The 13,915-nt window shown below is 76.3% G+C and carries 19 protein-coding genes and 3 tRNA genes; 9 read left to right on the top strand and 13 right to left on the bottom strand.

What is annotated here, in order from left to right; genetic code table 11:
* Positions 1–295 precede the first annotated feature (295 nt).
* The 4 genes from BM339_RS25145 to BM339_RS25130 all read left to right on the top strand — a co-directional run bounded on the left by BM339_RS25145 (position 296) and on the right by BM339_RS25130 (position 1,148).
* Positions 296–368 (top strand) — tRNA-Asp (locus BM339_RS25145).
* Positions 369–392: 24 nt separating this feature from the next.
* A tRNA-Cys gene (locus BM339_RS25140) sits at positions 393–465 on the top strand.
* Positions 466–506: 41 nt separating this feature from the next.
* Positions 507–579, top strand: a tRNA-Arg gene (locus BM339_RS25135).
* Positions 580–608: 29 nt separating this feature from the next.
* A complete protein-coding gene (locus BM339_RS25130; RefSeq protein WP_075022411.1) occupies positions 609–1,148 on the top strand; it encodes an RNA ligase 1 family protein in 540 nt (179 codons plus the stop codon).
* Between the two features lie 55 nt (positions 1,149–1,203).
* On the opposite strand, the gene BM339_RS25125 is transcribed toward BM339_RS25130, so the two are convergent.
* A complete protein-coding gene (locus tag BM339_RS25125; protein ID WP_075022410.1) occupies positions 1,204–1,614 on the bottom strand; it encodes a RidA family protein in 411 nt (136 codons plus the stop codon).
* A 125-nt stretch (positions 1,615–1,739) separates the two neighbouring features.
* Between BM339_RS25125 and BM339_RS25120 the strand changes: the two genes are divergently transcribed.
* Entirely contained in the window at positions 1,740–2,702 is a 963-nt protein-coding gene (locus tag BM339_RS25120; protein WP_075022495.1) for a helix-turn-helix transcriptional regulator, read from the top strand.
* A gap of 13 nt (positions 2,703–2,715) precedes the next feature.
* On the opposite strand, the gene BM339_RS25115 is transcribed toward BM339_RS25120, so the two are convergent.
* The 4 genes from BM339_RS25115 to BM339_RS25100 all read right to left on the bottom strand — a co-directional run bounded on the left by BM339_RS25115 (position 2,716) and on the right by BM339_RS25100 (position 5,180).
* A complete protein-coding gene (locus BM339_RS25115) occupies positions 2,716–3,114 on the bottom strand; it encodes a nuclear transport factor 2 family protein (RefSeq protein WP_075022409.1) in 399 nt (132 codons plus the stop codon).
* Between the two features lie 323 nt (positions 3,115–3,437).
* Complete coding sequence (locus BM339_RS25110; protein ID WP_143118585.1) at positions 3,438–3,617, bottom strand: hypothetical protein; 180 nt, start codon at positions 3,615–3,617, stop codon at positions 3,438–3,440.
* 38 nt (positions 3,618–3,655) lie between these two features.
* Positions 3,656–4,099, bottom strand: a complete 444-nt coding sequence (locus BM339_RS25105; RefSeq protein ID WP_021599758.1) for a group II truncated hemoglobin — start codon at positions 4,097–4,099, stop codon at positions 3,656–3,658.
* An 88-nt stretch (positions 4,100–4,187) separates the two neighbouring features.
* On the bottom strand, positions 4,188–5,180 hold the full coding sequence (locus tag BM339_RS25100) for a helix-turn-helix transcriptional regulator (RefSeq protein ID WP_075022407.1): 993 nt from the start codon (positions 5,178–5,180) through the stop codon (positions 4,188–4,190).
* 108 nt (positions 5,181–5,288) lie between these two features.
* Here BM339_RS25100 and BM339_RS25095 point away from each other — a divergent pair, with 108 nt between their 5' ends.
* Together BM339_RS25095 and BM339_RS25090 are read left to right on the top strand one after the other, a co-directional pair.
* Positions 5,289–5,711, top strand: a complete 423-nt coding sequence (locus BM339_RS25095; RefSeq protein WP_075022406.1) for a VOC family protein — start codon at positions 5,289–5,291, stop codon at positions 5,709–5,711.
* A gap of 121 nt (positions 5,712–5,832) precedes the next feature.
* Positions 5,833–6,462, top strand: a complete 630-nt coding sequence (locus BM339_RS25090) for a hemerythrin domain-containing protein (protein WP_021600337.1) — start codon at positions 5,833–5,835, stop codon at positions 6,460–6,462.
* Between the two features lie 52 nt (positions 6,463–6,514).
* On the opposite strand, the gene BM339_RS25085 is transcribed toward BM339_RS25090, so the two are convergent.
* From BM339_RS25085 to BM339_RS25050, 8 genes are all read right to left on the bottom strand, one after another.
* Positions 6,515–7,696 (bottom strand): hypothetical protein, encoded by a 1,182-nt coding sequence (locus tag BM339_RS25085; protein ID WP_075022405.1) that lies wholly within the window; start codon positions 7,694–7,696, stop codon positions 6,515–6,517.
* 145 nt (positions 7,697–7,841) lie between these two features.
* On the bottom strand, positions 7,842–9,722 hold the full coding sequence (locus BM339_RS25080) for a complex I subunit 5 family protein (RefSeq protein WP_218163750.1): 1,881 nt from the start codon (positions 9,720–9,722) through the stop codon (positions 7,842–7,844).
* Positions 9,719–10,072, bottom strand: coding sequence for a sodium:proton antiporter (locus tag BM339_RS25075; RefSeq protein ID WP_024936761.1), 354 nt, complete (start codon positions 10,070–10,072; stop codon positions 9,719–9,721). Before BM339_RS25075 ends, BM339_RS25080 begins: the two co-directional genes overlap by 4 nt.
* Positions 10,069–10,809 carry an MnhB domain-containing protein gene (locus tag BM339_RS25070; protein ID WP_024936762.1) on the bottom strand — a complete coding sequence of 247 codons (741 nt, stop codon included), beginning with the start codon at positions 10,807–10,809 and terminating at the stop codon, positions 10,069–10,071. The genes BM339_RS25075 and BM339_RS25070 overlap by 4 nt, the downstream gene beginning before the upstream one ends.
* Positions 10,806–11,102, bottom strand: a complete 297-nt coding sequence (locus BM339_RS25065; protein ID WP_021600509.1) for a Na(+)/H(+) antiporter subunit B — start codon at positions 11,100–11,102, stop codon at positions 10,806–10,808. Before BM339_RS25065 ends, BM339_RS25070 begins: the two co-directional genes overlap by 4 nt.
* Before the next feature lie 6 nt (positions 11,103–11,108).
* A complete protein-coding gene (locus BM339_RS25060; RefSeq protein ID WP_075022404.1) occupies positions 11,109–11,402 on the bottom strand; it encodes a monovalent cation/H(+) antiporter subunit G in 294 nt (97 codons plus the stop codon).
* Between the two features lie 14 nt (positions 11,403–11,416).
* On the bottom strand, positions 11,417–11,683 hold the full coding sequence (locus BM339_RS25055; protein ID WP_021600507.1) for a monovalent cation/H+ antiporter complex subunit F: 267 nt from the start codon (positions 11,681–11,683) through the stop codon (positions 11,417–11,419).
* The gene (locus tag BM339_RS25050; protein ID WP_075022403.1) at positions 11,680–12,261 is read right to left on the bottom strand and encodes a hypothetical protein; all 582 of its coding nucleotides are present in this window, start codon (positions 12,259–12,261) and stop codon (positions 11,680–11,682) included. Before BM339_RS25050 ends, BM339_RS25055 begins: the two co-directional genes overlap by 4 nt.
* A gap of 178 nt (positions 12,262–12,439) precedes the next feature.
* Between BM339_RS25050 and BM339_RS25045 the strand changes: the two genes are divergently transcribed.
* Together BM339_RS25045 and BM339_RS25040 are read left to right on the top strand one after the other, a co-directional pair.
* A complete protein-coding gene (locus BM339_RS25045) occupies positions 12,440–13,399 on the top strand; it encodes a TIGR03557 family F420-dependent LLM class oxidoreductase (protein WP_075022402.1) in 960 nt (319 codons plus the stop codon).
* A gap of 63 nt (positions 13,400–13,462) precedes the next feature.
* Positions 13,463–13,801 carry a hypothetical protein gene (locus BM339_RS25040; RefSeq protein WP_024936764.1) on the top strand — a complete coding sequence of 113 codons (339 nt, stop codon included), beginning with the start codon at positions 13,463–13,465 and terminating at the stop codon, positions 13,799–13,801.
* Positions 13,802–13,915 lie beyond the last annotated feature (114 nt).

The raw sequence follows: 13,915 nt of genomic DNA, 5'->3' as shown, positions 1-13,915 counted from the left end.
CGTCAAGGAACATCATCATTCCGCTCAGCGGAAACATCCGGCGACGGGGGAAAACCCGTTGCGGGCGGCGGCCGCGGCGGGGCACTCTGATCACGCGGGCGCCCGGACGGCCGGGCGCGACGCGAAGGCCGGACACGAGGGAGGGGACGCAGATGAGCTGTCTGAGCTGTCACCGCGGCGATCGCCCCCGGACCCGGACCCGCGCCACCCGGCGCGCGGCACGCTGATCCGCGCGCCGCCCCCTGCGGCCCCGCCCGGCAGCGTCGCCCAGTAGTGTCGCCCTCTTTCTCTTCACGACCTCGTAGCTCAGCGGTCAGAGCACCGGCCCGTCACGCCGGACGCCGTGGGTTCGAATCCCATCGGGGTCGCACGGCCCGCACCCGCGGGCCCGTGACGCCGTGGCCGAGCGGTACAGGCGGCGGTTTGCAAAACCGTCTCAGGTGGGTTCGACTCCCACCGGCGTCTCCCGTCCCGTCCCCGCAGTCACCCTGGGGACGGGACGGCCCCTCCCCGTAGCTCAGCGGACAGAGCGCCGGCCTCCGAAGCCGGGAGCCGCAGGTTCGATCCCTGCCGGGGAGACGTCCGGGCCCCCCGCACCAGGAGCCGCCATGCGCAAGATCCCCACCGTGTTCGTCCGCGACTGGGACGGCGACCCCCGCCACGTCACCCGCGAGCCAGACCCCGCCTGCGCGTGGGTGTTCGCCGGAGAGGGCCGCGCCACCCGCAAGTACGACGGCACCTGCGTCCGCTTCGACGGCGGCCGGTGGCTCGCCCGCCGCGAGGTCAAGGCCGGCCGTGCCGCGCCGCCCGGGTTCATCGCCCTGTCCACCGACGCCGCCACCGGCAAGACGATGGGGTGGGAGCCCGCCGAGCGGTCCGCGTTCTGGAAGCACCTGCGCGCCGCCATCGGCGACACCGCCTGGGCGCCCGGCACCTACGAGCTGATCGGCCCGCGCGTCAACGGCAACCCCGAGGGACGCGACGAGCACGCCCTCGTCCCGCACGGCGCCGACGACCTCGGCGAGGTCCCCCTGGACTACGACGGCCTGGCCGCGTGGCTGCGCGCCCACCCCTACGAGGGCATCGTGTGGCACGCCCCCGACGGGCGGATGGCCAAGCTCAAGCGCCGCGACTTCCCGCCCGCCTGACCGACCCGCCCCGACCGGTGCCGCCCCGACCGACCCGGTGCCGCCCGGGGCGGTGTCAGCGGGGTATGACGGCCGTCGCCTCGACCTCCACCAGCTGGTCGTCATACCCCAGCACCGCCACCCCCAGCAGCGTGCTCGGCACGTCGTGGGCGCCCATGCGGTCGCGGTAGACCTCCCACACCGCCCCCAGATCCTCCCGCCGCGACGACGCCACGTACACCGTGGTCTTCACCACGTCCGCCGGCGACGCGCCCGCGCCCCGCAGCGCCGCCTCCAGGTTCGCCATCACCTGCCGCGCCTGCCCGGCGTAGTCGCCGGGCGCGACCGTCGCGCCCGCCTCGTCCAGCGGGCACGCCCCCGCCACCCACACCGCCCGCAGCGGCGTGTCGGCGACCGCCGCGTAGGCGTACCCGACGGCGCCGGTCAGCCCCACGTCCCGCACCAGCCGCACACCCGGCACACCCATCGCACATCCTTCCTTCGCCGCGTCCCCGGTGAACGCCCCACCCACCAAGACCGTTCCGGTCGGCGTCCGGGCAGCGCAGACGGTCAGGCCGGATCCCGTCGTGAACCTCCGGCATGCTGGGCGGCATGGCCGATCCCGCGACCCGGTTGCTGAACCTGCTGTCCCTGCTGCAGACGCCCCGCGAATGGCCCGGCGCCGAACTCGCGGACCGGCTGAACGTCAGCGCCCGCACCGTCCGCCGCGACATCGACCGGCTCCGCGAGCTCGGCTACCCCGTCGAGGCCGCCCGCGGCCCCGACGGCGGCTACCGCCTCGTCGCCGGCACCGCGATGCCGCCCCTGCTGCTGGACGACGAGGAGGCCGTCGCCATCGCCGTCGGCCTGCGCACCGCCGCCGCCCAGCCCGTCGACGGCATCGGCGAGGCCTCCGCCCGCGCCCTGGCCAAGCTCGAACAGGTCCTGCCGTCCCGGCTGCGCCGCCGCGTCGCCTCCCTCGGCGCCGCCACCCAGCCCCTCACCACGCCCCCCGGCGACACCGCCGTCGACCCCGCCTGCCTGGCCGTCCTCGCCACGGCCACCGCCGCCCGCGAACGCGTCCGCTTCACCTACCGCCCCGCCGCCGGCGCCGAGACCCGCAGGCACGCCGAACCGCACCGCATCGTCGCCGCCGGGCGCCGCTGGTACCTCATCGCCTACGACCTGGACCGCGACGACTGGCGCGTGTTCCGCGCCGACCGCGTCACCGCCCCCCGCCCCACCGGGCAGCGCGCCGCGCCCCGCGACGTCCCCGGAGGCGACGCCGCCGCGTTCCTCCAGGACAAGCTGTACTCCCTGGCCCCCACCCACCGCGCCGAGGTCACCCTCCACCTGCCCGCCGCCCGGGCCGCCGCCCGCCTGGGCGCCGACCCCGCCGACGTCCGCCCCCTCGACCGGGACCGCTGCCTGCTCACCACCCGCGCCGACACCCTCGAATGGCTCGCCGCCCGGCTGCTCATGCTCGGCTGCGACCTGCGCGTCCACCACCCGCCCGAACTGCGCGACCACCTCGCCGACCTGTCCGCCCGCGCCGCCCGCGCCGCCGCCCCCTGAACCCCCTCGGCGGTCAGCCGCCCAGCGGGCGCCGCCGTGCCAGGATCCGGCGGCGGCTGATCCGCCAGCCCTCCGCGAGCCGCACCACCGTGTCCTCGTAGACCAGGCTCGCGGCCGTCCCGTCGGCGCTTATCCCGATCGCCTTGGACCGCGCCCGCACCTCATCGGCCGACACCGGCGCCAGCACGACGTTGGTCACGTGATGCCCGACCGGGTTCCGCTCGCCCAGCTCCCGGCCCGCCTGCGCACACGCCGCCACCCCGTGCAGCGGCGGACTCCCCAGGTCGCTGACGTCGTAGACGACGTCGTCGGTGAACACCTCGCCCAGCCGGTCCAGCTCGCCGTCGTCGCACAGATGCCCGTGCAGCGCGATCAGCTCCCCGATGGCCGCCCTGTCCTCACACCTGATCACGCCCCACCGTCCCTTCCCCAACAAAACGGGGAACTCCCCGCTTTTCGCCTGAAAACAGTAAACGGGGAGTTCCCCATTTGGCAACTCGACGGCGGAAGGACGATGCGCCCGGACCGGCGCGGCCCGGCTCCTGATGGCCTGAAGCGGACGGTCGGCGGGGCGGCGCTCCCCAGGCCGGGGCGTCGCGGCGCACTGGCGCGCGTGCGGGAAGCCATGACCCCGCGGAGCGGACGTGCCCTGGCCCTCCTGGCCGTCTCCGCGGCCTTCCGGGCCTATGTGTTCGTGTTCTGCCTCGTCCTCACGGTGACCGGGCGCCCGCCCGGCTACTCCTTCGGCCGCATGGTCGGCATGGTGTTGTTCCTGGCCGTGGTGTCGGCGGCGTCCCCGCGCAGCAGCGTGGTGATCAGGGACGCGGCATCGACATAGTCGGCGCCCTCCACCGCAGCCGCGAGGCCGAGCACGCGGTGCTCACCACCCCGGTCGGCCTGATCCACGGCACCCACGACGAGCGGCATTCCTCTGGACACCGGCGGGGGAGGGGTCAGGAGGCGGGCCAGTCCCAGCGGGGGACCTCGCGCAGCGGGTGCAGCTCGTCGTCGGTCTCGGCGTGGGAGTTCTGCCGGGCGACCTCGGTGCCGAACTCCACGTGCTCGCGCAGCGCCTGCCGGAAGGGGGCGTCGGCGGGGAGCCCGGCGGCGTCGGCCGCGGCCATGTACAGCTCGACGAACCGCAGGCGCTGCTCCTCGGTGATCTTCAGGTGCCGGTGGACGTCGATGAGGTGCGCGAAGCCGCCCATCTCGCGGGTGAAGGTGTCGGGGCCGCCGAAGGTCTCGGCGGTGAAGGCGGTCAGGTGGCCGACGTGGCCGGGGTCGCCGTCGCCGAACAGCGGCTGGAGCAGCGGATCGGCCAGGACGCTGCTGTAGAAGATCTCGATGTGCCGGCGCAGGCCCTCGTATCCGCCGGCATGCTCGAACAGTGTTTTCACGATTACACCGTTACATGTCGATGATGGTCTGGTTCGTTTATCGCAGCGCGGATGGGCGGCTGTCGAGGACCGGTTGTGGTCAGCGGCGTCAGTTCTCCGCATCGGACGGGCCGAACGCGCGGACGGCGCGGTTCGCGCGGCGGGCGATCCCGGCCAGGTGCCCGGCCAGCTCGGGCGGGTCGAGCAGGGTGTAGTCGACGGGCAGCAGCGTGACGCGGTAGGCCAGGAACCGCAGCGAGTCCGAGCGGGTGTGCAGCACGCAGGTGCGGTCGCCGGCCGGTTCCAGGACGCCCTGCCAGGCGGTGACGTGCTCGGCGGCCTCCTGGACGGGGACGTGCAGCAGCACCCGCGCCCGGATCGTCCCGGACCCCCCGGCCAGGGCGTCCATCGCCCAGGACGCGGCGTCCGCGCCGCCGGGCAGCTCCCGCCGCGGCCCCCGCACGCCCGTGCGGTGCGGGGCGGTGACCCGGTCGGCGCGGAACGTGCGCCAGGCGGCGCGGTCCTCGTCGTGGGCGACCAGGTACCAGCGGCGGCCGGCGGTGACCAGGCGGTGCGGCTGCGCCAGCCGCCGGGTCGCGCGGCCGCCCGCGTCGGTGTAGGTGAAGCGGACCTTCTCGCCGGTCACGCACGCCGCGGCCAGCAGCGCCAGGACGGCGGGGTCGGCCGCGGGCGGCGCGCCGTCCTGCGGCGGCAGCGGCACCGCCGCCTCGGTGAGGGCGGCCACCCGGTGCCGCAGCCGGTGCGGCAGCACCTGCTCCAGCTTGGCCAGCGCGCGCAGCGAGGAGTCCTCGATGCCGGCGACCGCGCCCGCGGCGGCGGTGCGCAGGCCGATCGCGATGGCGGTGGCCTCCTCGTCGTCCAGCAGCAGCGGCGGCATCGCGGTGCCGGCGGTGAGGCGGTAGCCGCCGGTGCTGCCGTGCGTGGCGTGGACGGGGTAGCCGAGGTCGCGCAGCCGCTCGACGTCGCGGCGGATGGTGCGGGCGGTGACGCCCAGCCGCTCGGCGAGCTCGCCGCCCGGCCACTCGCGGGGCGTCTGCAGCAGGGACAGCAGCCGCAGCAGCCGCCCGGACGGATCACGCATGGTTCCCATCCTGCCGCGCCACTAGGACGTTCACTGACCTATCGGCCTCCTAGCGTGGGTGGGACCGGGGCCGGAACCGTCCGGCCCGGTCAGGAACGGAGACCCACCATGCTGCGAGGATTCGCCACCATCAGCCACTGGGCGGACGACCTGGAGGCGGCCAAGGACTGGTACACCGGGCTCCTCGGCATCCCGCCGTACTTCTCGGCCCCGGGCCCGGACGGCGGCACCGCCTACTACGAGTTCCGCGTCGGGGACTACGAGCACGAGCTCGGGCTCGTCGACGCGCGGTTCCGGCCCGGCGGCGCCGCCACCGCCGGGCCTGCCGGCGCGATCATCTACTGGCACGTGGACGACCTGGAGGCGGCGGTGGCGCGGCTGCTGTCGCTGGGCGCCCGCGAACACGAGGGGATCACCGAGCGGGGCGACGGGTTCACGACCGCGTCGGTGGTCGACCCGTTCGGCAACATCCTCGGCGTGATGTCCAACCCGCACTACCTGGAGATCCTGGCCAAGGCCGCGCCCCGCTGACCCGCCCGCCGACCTGCCCACCGGCCGGCGGCGGCACCCGCGGTGGCCGGAGGGTGTGAAGTGTGTCTCTCCCGGGCCCGGAGGTGTCACATCGGGGGACCTCCGCGGCCTCATTAATCATATGGAGACCTTCGCGGTCCAGCCGCGCGACACCACGTGCCACACCCTGCTGTACGCCGCCCACGACGCGTTCCGCCGCGACCTCGACCGGCTCGCGGCGGCCGCGGCGGCGGGCAAGGGACGGGCGCCGTACGTGCGCGCGGGCTGGGACAACCTCAAGGAGCAGATCCGGCTGCACCACGGCCTGGAGGACGGGTGGCTGTGGTCGCGGGTGCAGCGCGCGACGGCGGGGCGCCGCGCCGAGCAGGCGGTGCTGGAGGAGATGCGCGCCGAGCACGCCCGGCTCGGCCCGCTGATCGCCGCGGTCGACGCGGCGATGGCCGGCACCGGTGACCTGCCGGACGCGGTCGAGGAGCTGCGCCGCGAACTCGGGGCCCACCTGCGGCACGAGGAGATGAACGCCCTACCGCTGGCCGAGACGGTGCTGGCCGAGGAGGAGTGGAAGGCGGCGGCCGCCGAGACCGGACGCGACTGGGGGTCCGGCACGCCGCTGTTCGTCCCGTGGGTGGTGGACGGCATCGCGCCGGTGGAGCGCAGCCGCGTCCTCACCGCGCTGCCCCGCTCCCTGCGGAACCTGAACCGGGTGATGTGGGAGCCCCGCTACCGCAAGCGCCGCCTCTGGAGCATCTGACCCGGGGCCCGCGCAGGGCCCTGGACAGAAAGGCTTTGGGGATGCGGGGCGGTCACCAGGGGACGGCGCGGACGGTGACGTGGTCGGCTGCCGGGTCGTAGTACGACAGCAGCAGCGCACCGCGCGTGCTGAGCCCGGGATGCCCGATGAGGGCGCGGCACTGGTCCAGCCCCGACCCGCCCGAGCACGGCACGATCCCGTCCCCGGCCGCCCGCCACGGCCCTTCGGGAGCGGGCGCGCGCCACAGCCGGAACCGGCCGTCCAGGCCGCGCTGCTCGACCATGACCAGCCCCCGGCCCAGCGCGGTGTAGTCGGCGACGTGGACGGCGTAGGGGGCGGCGCCGGCGACGACGGTGCCGGCCTGGAACGCGTCGCGGGTCCAGCCGCCGCCCACCCGGTACTCGTAGGCGGCGGGGTCGCGCCACGCGCTCGGATCGGCCCGCACCCGCGCCAGCGTGACGCGGCCTCCCAGGCACGCGCCCGGACCGTGGGCGTCGCAGACCGAGGCGAACAGGTACAGGTACCCGCCGCTGAAGACCGGCGACCCGAGGTTCTGCTGGAACGGCAGCCCGGCCGGGAGCGAGAACACCCTCGCCCGCCCGGTGAGGGCGTTCTCGCCGGGCCGGTACTCCACCAGCCCGAACCCCTGGGTGCTGATGGTGGTGCCGTGGACGCACACGTCGGTGTAGGCGACCAGCAGCGCGCCGGTGCCGGGCGGGCGGGCGGCGCCGGAGACCCACGAGGCGCTGTAGGCGCTGCCGGGGACGCGGCAGGGGGCGCCGCCGGGCAGGACCAGCCCCGGCGGGGTGCCGAGGAACCCCTGCGGCGCCGCCCCGGGACCGGGCGGCGAGGACCGCGCCGCGATCCCGGCGCCGGCCGGGGTGGGCAGCTCGGTCAGGCCGGTGGGGACACGGCCGGGGACGGCGGGTCCGGTCGCGGCGGTCGCGCCCAGCCACAGCCCCCGCCGGGCGCCCGTCCAGACCGTGTCGCAGAACAGCCAGACGCTGCGCCCGGGACGGCCGGGAAGCGGGGCGCTGAAACCGCAGTCGCGGTCGATGGCGTTCCCGGGCGCCGCGGTCTCGTAGCGCGACAGCACCCGCGCCGGCGGCGCGGCCCCCGCGGGCGGGGGCGCGGTCCGCGAGGTGCCGGCCGCCACCGCGACGGCCGCCGCGAGCAGCACCGCCGGCGCCGCGGCGATGAGCACCGCGCGGGGACGGGGAAGACGCCGGACCACGATGCCTCCCTCCCCGGCGACCCCGCCGGGCGCACACGCCGCGGGCGCACGCCGCGGGCGGGTGAACAGGGTCGCGCGCCGCCCCTCGCGAATCAACTCCGTCCCGATCGGCTCGGCTCGGGCCGCCGACCCGGACGGCCCGACCTCAGAAACGGGCGGTGAGCAGGGCGAGGACCGCGACGCCCGCGGTGAGCCAGGCGGCGTAGTCGCCGATGTCGCCCGAATGCAGGTCGTGCAGGCGGCGCGACACCGCACCGGCGGCACGTCCGGCGCCACGTCCGGCGGCGCGCCAGGCTGACGCCCCCGCACCGGAGGGGACCAGGGCCCGGATCCGCGCCGGGGCGGGACGGCGGGCGCCGGCGGCGGCGACGGCCGCCGCGAGCAGCAGCGTGACCGCCGAACCGGCGAGCCCCGCCCAGGTCCAGGGGTCGGCCGGCGGCGCGTGCGACTGGGTGAGGCGGCCCTCCAGCACGAGCCCCGCGTAGGCGTCGCGGCCGGCGAACACCTCGGCGGCGCGCGCCAGGGGCCCGCCGGGCAGCAGCCCGGCCGCCAGCCCGCCGGCCAGCAGCACCACGCCGGGCGCGAGCATCGTCCAGGGAAGCGACCCGAGGACCACGCGGGTCTCGGGGTCCTCGTGCCCGCCGCCCGGGCCGCCACGACCAGGCCCCCGACCAGGCCCACGGCCGCCCGCCTCGCCCGGGTCCGGGTGCGGCGGGTCGCCCCGCCACACCACCAGCCAGACCCGCAGCACCGCGCCGGCGGTGAGCGCCGACACCGCCACCGACAGCGGCGCGTACCACCACCAGCCGAGCGCGAGCACGGCGTGCTCGGTCACCGCGTGCCCCGCGAACAGGCCCGACGGCGGCAGCCCGGCCAGGCACAGCGCACCCACCAGGAACGTCGCGCCCGTGACGGGCATACCGCGGCCGCGTCCGCGGAGCTCGCGGTCGTCGACGGTCTGGAGCCGGTTCAGCAGCGCCCCCGCGCCCAGGAACAGCGCGCCCTTCACCCCGGCATGCCCGGCCAGGTAGTACGCGGTCCCCGACAGCGCGTCATGGGTGCCGGCCGACACCCCCACCAGGAGCAGCCCCACATGACTGATGGTCGAGTAGGCCAGCAGCCGCTTGACGTGGTGCTGCAGCAGGCACATGACGGCGCCGAGCAGCGCCGCGGCGGCACCGAGCACCGCGACGCCCCGCAGCGGGACCAGCCCGTCGAACACCGCCCAGTAGGTCCGCGCGACCCCGTACACGCCGAGCTCGACCATGACGCCGGAGAACAGCACGCACACCGGGGTGGGCGCCACCGCGTGCGCGTCGGCGAGCCAGAAGTGGAACGGCACCGCCGCCGCCTTAACCAGGTAGCCGGTGCAGATCAGCACGAACGCCGCGGTGACCAGGGCGCCCGCGCGGGTGCCGGTGTCGCCGCCGGTTCCGGCCAGGGCGCGGCCGGCGGCGGCCAAGCCGAGCTGCCCCGTCCGGCCGTAGACCAGCGCGATCCCGGCCAGGGTCAGGTACGCGCCGAGGGACTGGACGATGCCGAAGTTCAGGGCGCCGTGGACGGTCGAGGGCTCCTCGGACCGGTAGCCGGTCAACGCGAACGCCACCACGCTCATCAGCTCGAAGAACACGAACGCGTCGAACAGGTCCCCGGTGTACACGAACGCGCACATCGCCGCCAGGAACAGCAGCACCAGCACGTGGAAGATCGCCTGGACCTCGGTGAAGTACCGCCAGGAGAACACCAGCGCCGCCAGCGTCAGCGCGGCGGTGACGCAGGCGAGCCCGGCGGCGAGCGGGTCGGCGGCCAGCGGGATCCCGACGCCGGTGCCGGGACCCCACCCGCCCAGCCACGTGACCTGCGGGGCGCGGCCGGACCGGGCGAGGGTGAGCGCGGACAGCGCCGTGACGGCGGCGGTGGCCGCCACCGCGGTGACGTCGACGGCCGGCCGCGGCAGCCACCGCCCGGCCGCGGCGAGCAGCGCCGCCGCCAGGACCGGCACCGCGACGGTGACCTGCAGGATCACGATTCGAGGGAGCGCAGCGCGCCGGGGTCCAGGGTGCCGCGGCGCTTGGCGACCTGCACGGCCAGGGCGAGCAGCAGCGCGGTGACGGTGGCGCCGACGACGATGTCGGTGAGGGCCATGGCCTGCACGACCGGGTCGGTGACGGGCCCGCCCGCCGGGGGCGGCGGCCGGTCGGAGAACACCGGCGCGGTCCCGCCCGACCGGTACCCGACGGCCAGCAGCAGCACGTAGGTGCCGGACTGGGTGACCGACAGGCACACCACCGCGTGGATCAGGTCGCGGCTGGTGACGATGCCGTAGACGCCGGCGAGCATGATCCAGCCGGCGGTCAGGTAGGGGACCAGGCTCACCGCGCCTCCCCGCCGCCCCCGGCCCCGGGGCTCGACGCCGGCGGACGCTGCTCGCGGACGAGGAGGGCCTGGTCGAAGAACTTGCCGAGCAGCAGCACCAGCGCGCACCCCACCTCGACGCCCACGGCGGTGTTCAGGGCCGGGACCCGGCCGGTCGCCGCGGCCCCGGCGGCGGCCAGGACCAGCACCACGAACGCCGCGGCGGCCGCGGCCTCGGCGGCCTCGAACACCGGCGGCGGCCGCAGCCGCTGCAGCGCCGGATAGTCGCCCGCGAGGTACAGCAGGTGGACGGCGGTGCCCAGGACGACGCCGCCCTGGAACCCGCCGCCGGGGGACTGGTGCCCGTGCGCGACGACGTAGACGCCGGTGAGCAGGGTGAGCGGCAGCAGCAGGTACCCCACGATGCGCAGCGCGTCGGACACCTCGGCGGGGCCGCGCCGCGGCGCGGGCCCCTCGTCCTCCTCCTCGCGGCGCACCGCGCGCAGCAGCACCACCGCGGCGACCGCGGCGGCCAGCAGGATCAGCTCCTCCCCGAGGGTGTCGAACGCGCGCTGGTCGAAGGTGACCGAGGCGACGGCGTTGGGGGTGCCCTGCCGCACCGCCTGCGCGACGGCCCGGTCGGCGTAGGGGTGCACGGAGCCGCCGAACCCGGGGAGCCCGAGCGTCCCGGCGGTGAACAGCGCCGCGGTGCCGGCCGCGCCGAAACCGAACACCAGCAGTCGGGTGCGGGGCCTCACCGGTCCACCTCCCGCCCGCCCGGCCCCGCGCCGTCGTCGCGGCGCGCGGCGCCGGCGCCGAGGTGGCGGCGGGTGGCGTACAGGGCTAGGACGACGATGAGCGGCACCAGCACGGTCCCGACGGCGATCTGGGACATCGCGACGTCGGGTGCCTGCAGGACCAGGAACAGCAGGCCCAGCACCATCCCGTACCCCGACAGGGCGATCGCCTGCCGGACGGTGTCGCGGGTGAGGACCACGGCGGTGGCCATGAAAGCCGCCAGAGCGAGCGCGGCGGGGACCAGGGCGTCCACGCGGGATCACTCCGATCCGCCGGCGGTGCGCCGGACGGCCTGCGCCGCGGTGACCACGGTGGCCGGGCCGGTCGCGGCCAGCAGCACCGCGATGACGGCGAGCTTGGCCACGTCGTGCCACGACGACCAGGGCCGCAGCGCCATCCCGGCGACCAGCAGCGGCGCGGCCAGCACGGTGAGGGGAGCGACGGTGTGCAGGCGGGCCGCGGCGCCGCGGGTGAGCGGCAGCCGCAGCCCGGCCACCACGGCGACACCGGTACCGGCCCACATCAGCACGTCGGCGAGCAGCGCGAGCGTCATCGGCGTCCCTCCTTTCACAGGGTCCGGCTGAGGAACCGGGCGAACACCAGCGACCCGGCGAACGACAGCAGCGCCATCACCAGCGCGACGTCGAGGTAGGCGGGACGGCCGTAGGCGGCGGCCAGCAGCACCAGCACGAGCGTCACCACCGGCCCCGCGGCGATCAGCCCCGCCAGGCGCCCGGCCGGACCGCCCCGCAGGGTCGCCACCAGCGCCGGCAGCAGCGCACCGGCCATGAGGACCACCGCCGGGACGGCGGCACCGGCCGCGGCGGCCGTCACGACCGCTCCCCGCCGTCGCCCCCACGGTCCCCGCGCTCCTCGGTGTGCTCGGTGTGCTCGCCGATCAGCCCGGCGTCGCGCAGGCGCCGCTCGAAGGGTGACGGGCCCCCGGCGAGGCGGTGCACGCGCACGGCCCCGCGCGCCGGGTCGACGCCGCCGACGTAGGCGCCGGGAGAGGCCGACAAGAGCAGGGTCGCGACACCGCGGCCGGCGGTCCCGGGCGCGGCGGCCAGCGTCACCCACCGCCCGCCGGACGCGCCGCGCACCGCGATGCGGGCGGTGTCGGCGACGATCTGGGCGGGCAGCCGCACCATCGGCCGCATGAGCCGGGCGGGCGGGACGGTGCCCCGACCGCGACCGCCGTCCCCCTCGGGGGCGCCGGTGGCGAGCAGGGCGCGGCGCGCGGCGACCGCGGCGGCGGCGCCGGCCGCGGCGGCCACCGCCCCCACGGTGATCTCGGTCACCGAGACCGCGGGCACCAGCGCCAGGTAGCACCCCAGCAGCACCGCCCACCAGGCCACCGGCTCGGCGGGGGAGGGGGCGCGGGCGGGTGCGGGGTCGGACGCGCGGGCCGGCATGACCCTCGCAATACCCGGACGGACGGTTTCAACCGCCACCGCACCCGCCACCGCACCCGCCGCCAGTGCGCGTCCGCCTTGGCCGCGGCATGTTTGCGGCGTTCGGGCGGGGTAGGCCGCGATACGGGCCGGCGCGGACCCCGGGTGGCGGCCGACGAGCAGGGAGGCGCGGACGCGGATGACCAGGTTCGGGTACTTCCTGTCCGCCGAGGAGCACGAGCCGCGGGAGCTGCTGCGGCAGGCGCGGCTCGCCGAGAGCACGGGCTTCGAGGCGCTGTGGATCTCCGACCACTTCCATCCGTGGCTGGACGAGCAGGGGCAGTCCTCGTTCGTGTGGTCGGTGGTGGGCGCGCTGTCGCAGGCGACGTCGCTGCCGGTCGGGACGGCGGTGACGTGCCCGCTGGTGCGCACGCACCCGGCGGTCGTCGCGCAGGCCGCGGCGACGTGCGCGGTGCTGACCGGCGGCCGCTTCACTCTCGGCGTCGGGACCGGCGAGTTCCTCAACGAGCACATCGTGGACTCGCGGTGGCCGCCGGCCGCCGAGCGGATGGAGATGCTGGAGGAGGCCGTCGCCCTGATGCGGCGGCTGTTCACCGGCGAGCTGGTCACCCACCGCGGCGCGCACTACCGGCTCGACACCGCCCGGCTGTACACCCGCCCCGACGAACCGCCGCCGATCTTCATGTCGGGGTTCGGGGACCGGGCGGCGCGGCTGGCCGGCCGGATCGCCGACGGGTTCATCTGCATGATGCCCGACACCGCGCTGGTGGCCGAGTACCGGCACGGCGGCGGCGAGGGCAGACCGGTCCAGGGCGGGCTGAAGGTGTGCTGGGCCCCCGACCCGGCCGAGGCGCGCCGGACGGCGCGGCGGCTGTGGGCCAGCGACCTGCTGCCGGGCGAGGCGAACCAGCTGCTGCCGCTGCCGCGGCAGTTCCGGCAGCTGTCGGACCTGGTCACCGAGGACATGGTGGCCGAGCGGGTGCCGTGCGGCCCCGACCCCGAGGTCCACGCGCGGGCGCTGCGCGCCTACGCCGACGCCGGCTACGACGACGTGTTCGTCACGCAGATCGGCCCCGAACAGGACGGATTCTTCGACTTCTACGCCGGTGAGGTGCTGCCGCTCCTGCGCGGCGGCTGAGCACCGGCACCCCCCGAACGCACACCCGAAGCAACGCACACCCCTCGACGAAAGGAAACGACGATGGACACCCCCTCGACGCCGGGCAACGGGTCCGGCAAGGTCAGCAAGCACGCGAGCAGGGCGGCCGGCACCGCCCAGAAGGCCGCCGGAGGCACCGCCAAGGGCGCGGCCGGCGGCGCGCAGGGCGCGGCGCGCGACGCCGGCGCCGGAGCCAAGGACACCGCGGCGACCGCCGCGCGGGGCGCGTCCAAGGCCGGCGCCCAGGTCACGGCGCTGCCCGGGAAGGTGGCGGGGCTGGCCAAGCTCCTCACCCTCGGCCGGCTGCTGCGCGCCGTCCCGGTGGTCGGCGCGGCCGCCGCCGGCGTCGTGGTCGGCCGCATCACCGCCCGCAAACGCTGACCCGTCGAGCAAACCCCCGGAAACGCCCTGTTTTCCGGGGGTTTGCGGCGTCCTGGACCACCCCCCGCCGCCTTGAACCGGGGGTGACCGGAACCGGGCAGCCCGTTTAGGAAG

Origin of the sequence: Actinomadura madurae (assembly GCF_900115095.1) — a bacterium.
GTDB classification, from domain to species: domain Bacteria; phylum Actinomycetota; class Actinomycetes; order Streptosporangiales; family Streptosporangiaceae; genus Spirillospora; species Spirillospora madurae.
Note: the sequence above shows the minus strand (reverse complement) of the source record. Positions and strands in the feature narration are given on the sequence as shown.

Coding starts and splice junctions, on each gene's coding strand:
- BM339_RS25100 (WP_075022407.1), bottom strand. CDS start 5,180: ATGCGTGATCCGTCCGGGCGGCTGCTGCGGCTGCTGTCCCTGCTGCAG.
- BM339_RS25125 (WP_075022410.1), bottom strand. CDS start 1,614: ATGGGTGTGCCGGGTGTGCGGCTGGTGCGGGACGTGGGGCTGACCGGC.
- BM339_RS25040 (WP_024936764.1), top strand. CDS start 13,463: ATGGACACCCCCTCGACGCCGGGCAACGGGTCCGGCAAGGTCAGCAAG.
- BM339_RS25090 (WP_021600337.1), top strand. CDS start 5,833: ATGGAGACCTTCGCGGTCCAGCCGCGCGACACCACGTGCCACACCCTG.
- BM339_RS25095 (WP_075022406.1), top strand. CDS start 5,289: ATGCTGCGAGGATTCGCCACCATCAGCCACTGGGCGGACGACCTGGAG.
- BM339_RS25120 (WP_075022495.1), top strand. CDS start 1,740: ATGGCCGATCCCGCGACCCGGTTGCTGAACCTGCTGTCCCTGCTGCAG.
- BM339_RS25060 (WP_075022404.1), bottom strand. CDS start 11,402: ATGACGCTCGCGCTGCTCGCCGACGTGCTGATGTGGGCCGGTACCGGT.
- BM339_RS25130 (WP_075022411.1), top strand. CDS start 609: ATGCGCAAGATCCCCACCGTGTTCGTCCGCGACTGGGACGGCGACCCC.
- BM339_RS25050 (WP_075022403.1), bottom strand. CDS start 12,261: ATGCCGGCCCGCGCGTCCGACCCCGCACCCGCCCGCGCCCCCTCCCCC.
- BM339_RS25045 (WP_075022402.1), top strand. CDS start 12,440: ATGACCAGGTTCGGGTACTTCCTGTCCGCCGAGGAGCACGAGCCGCGG.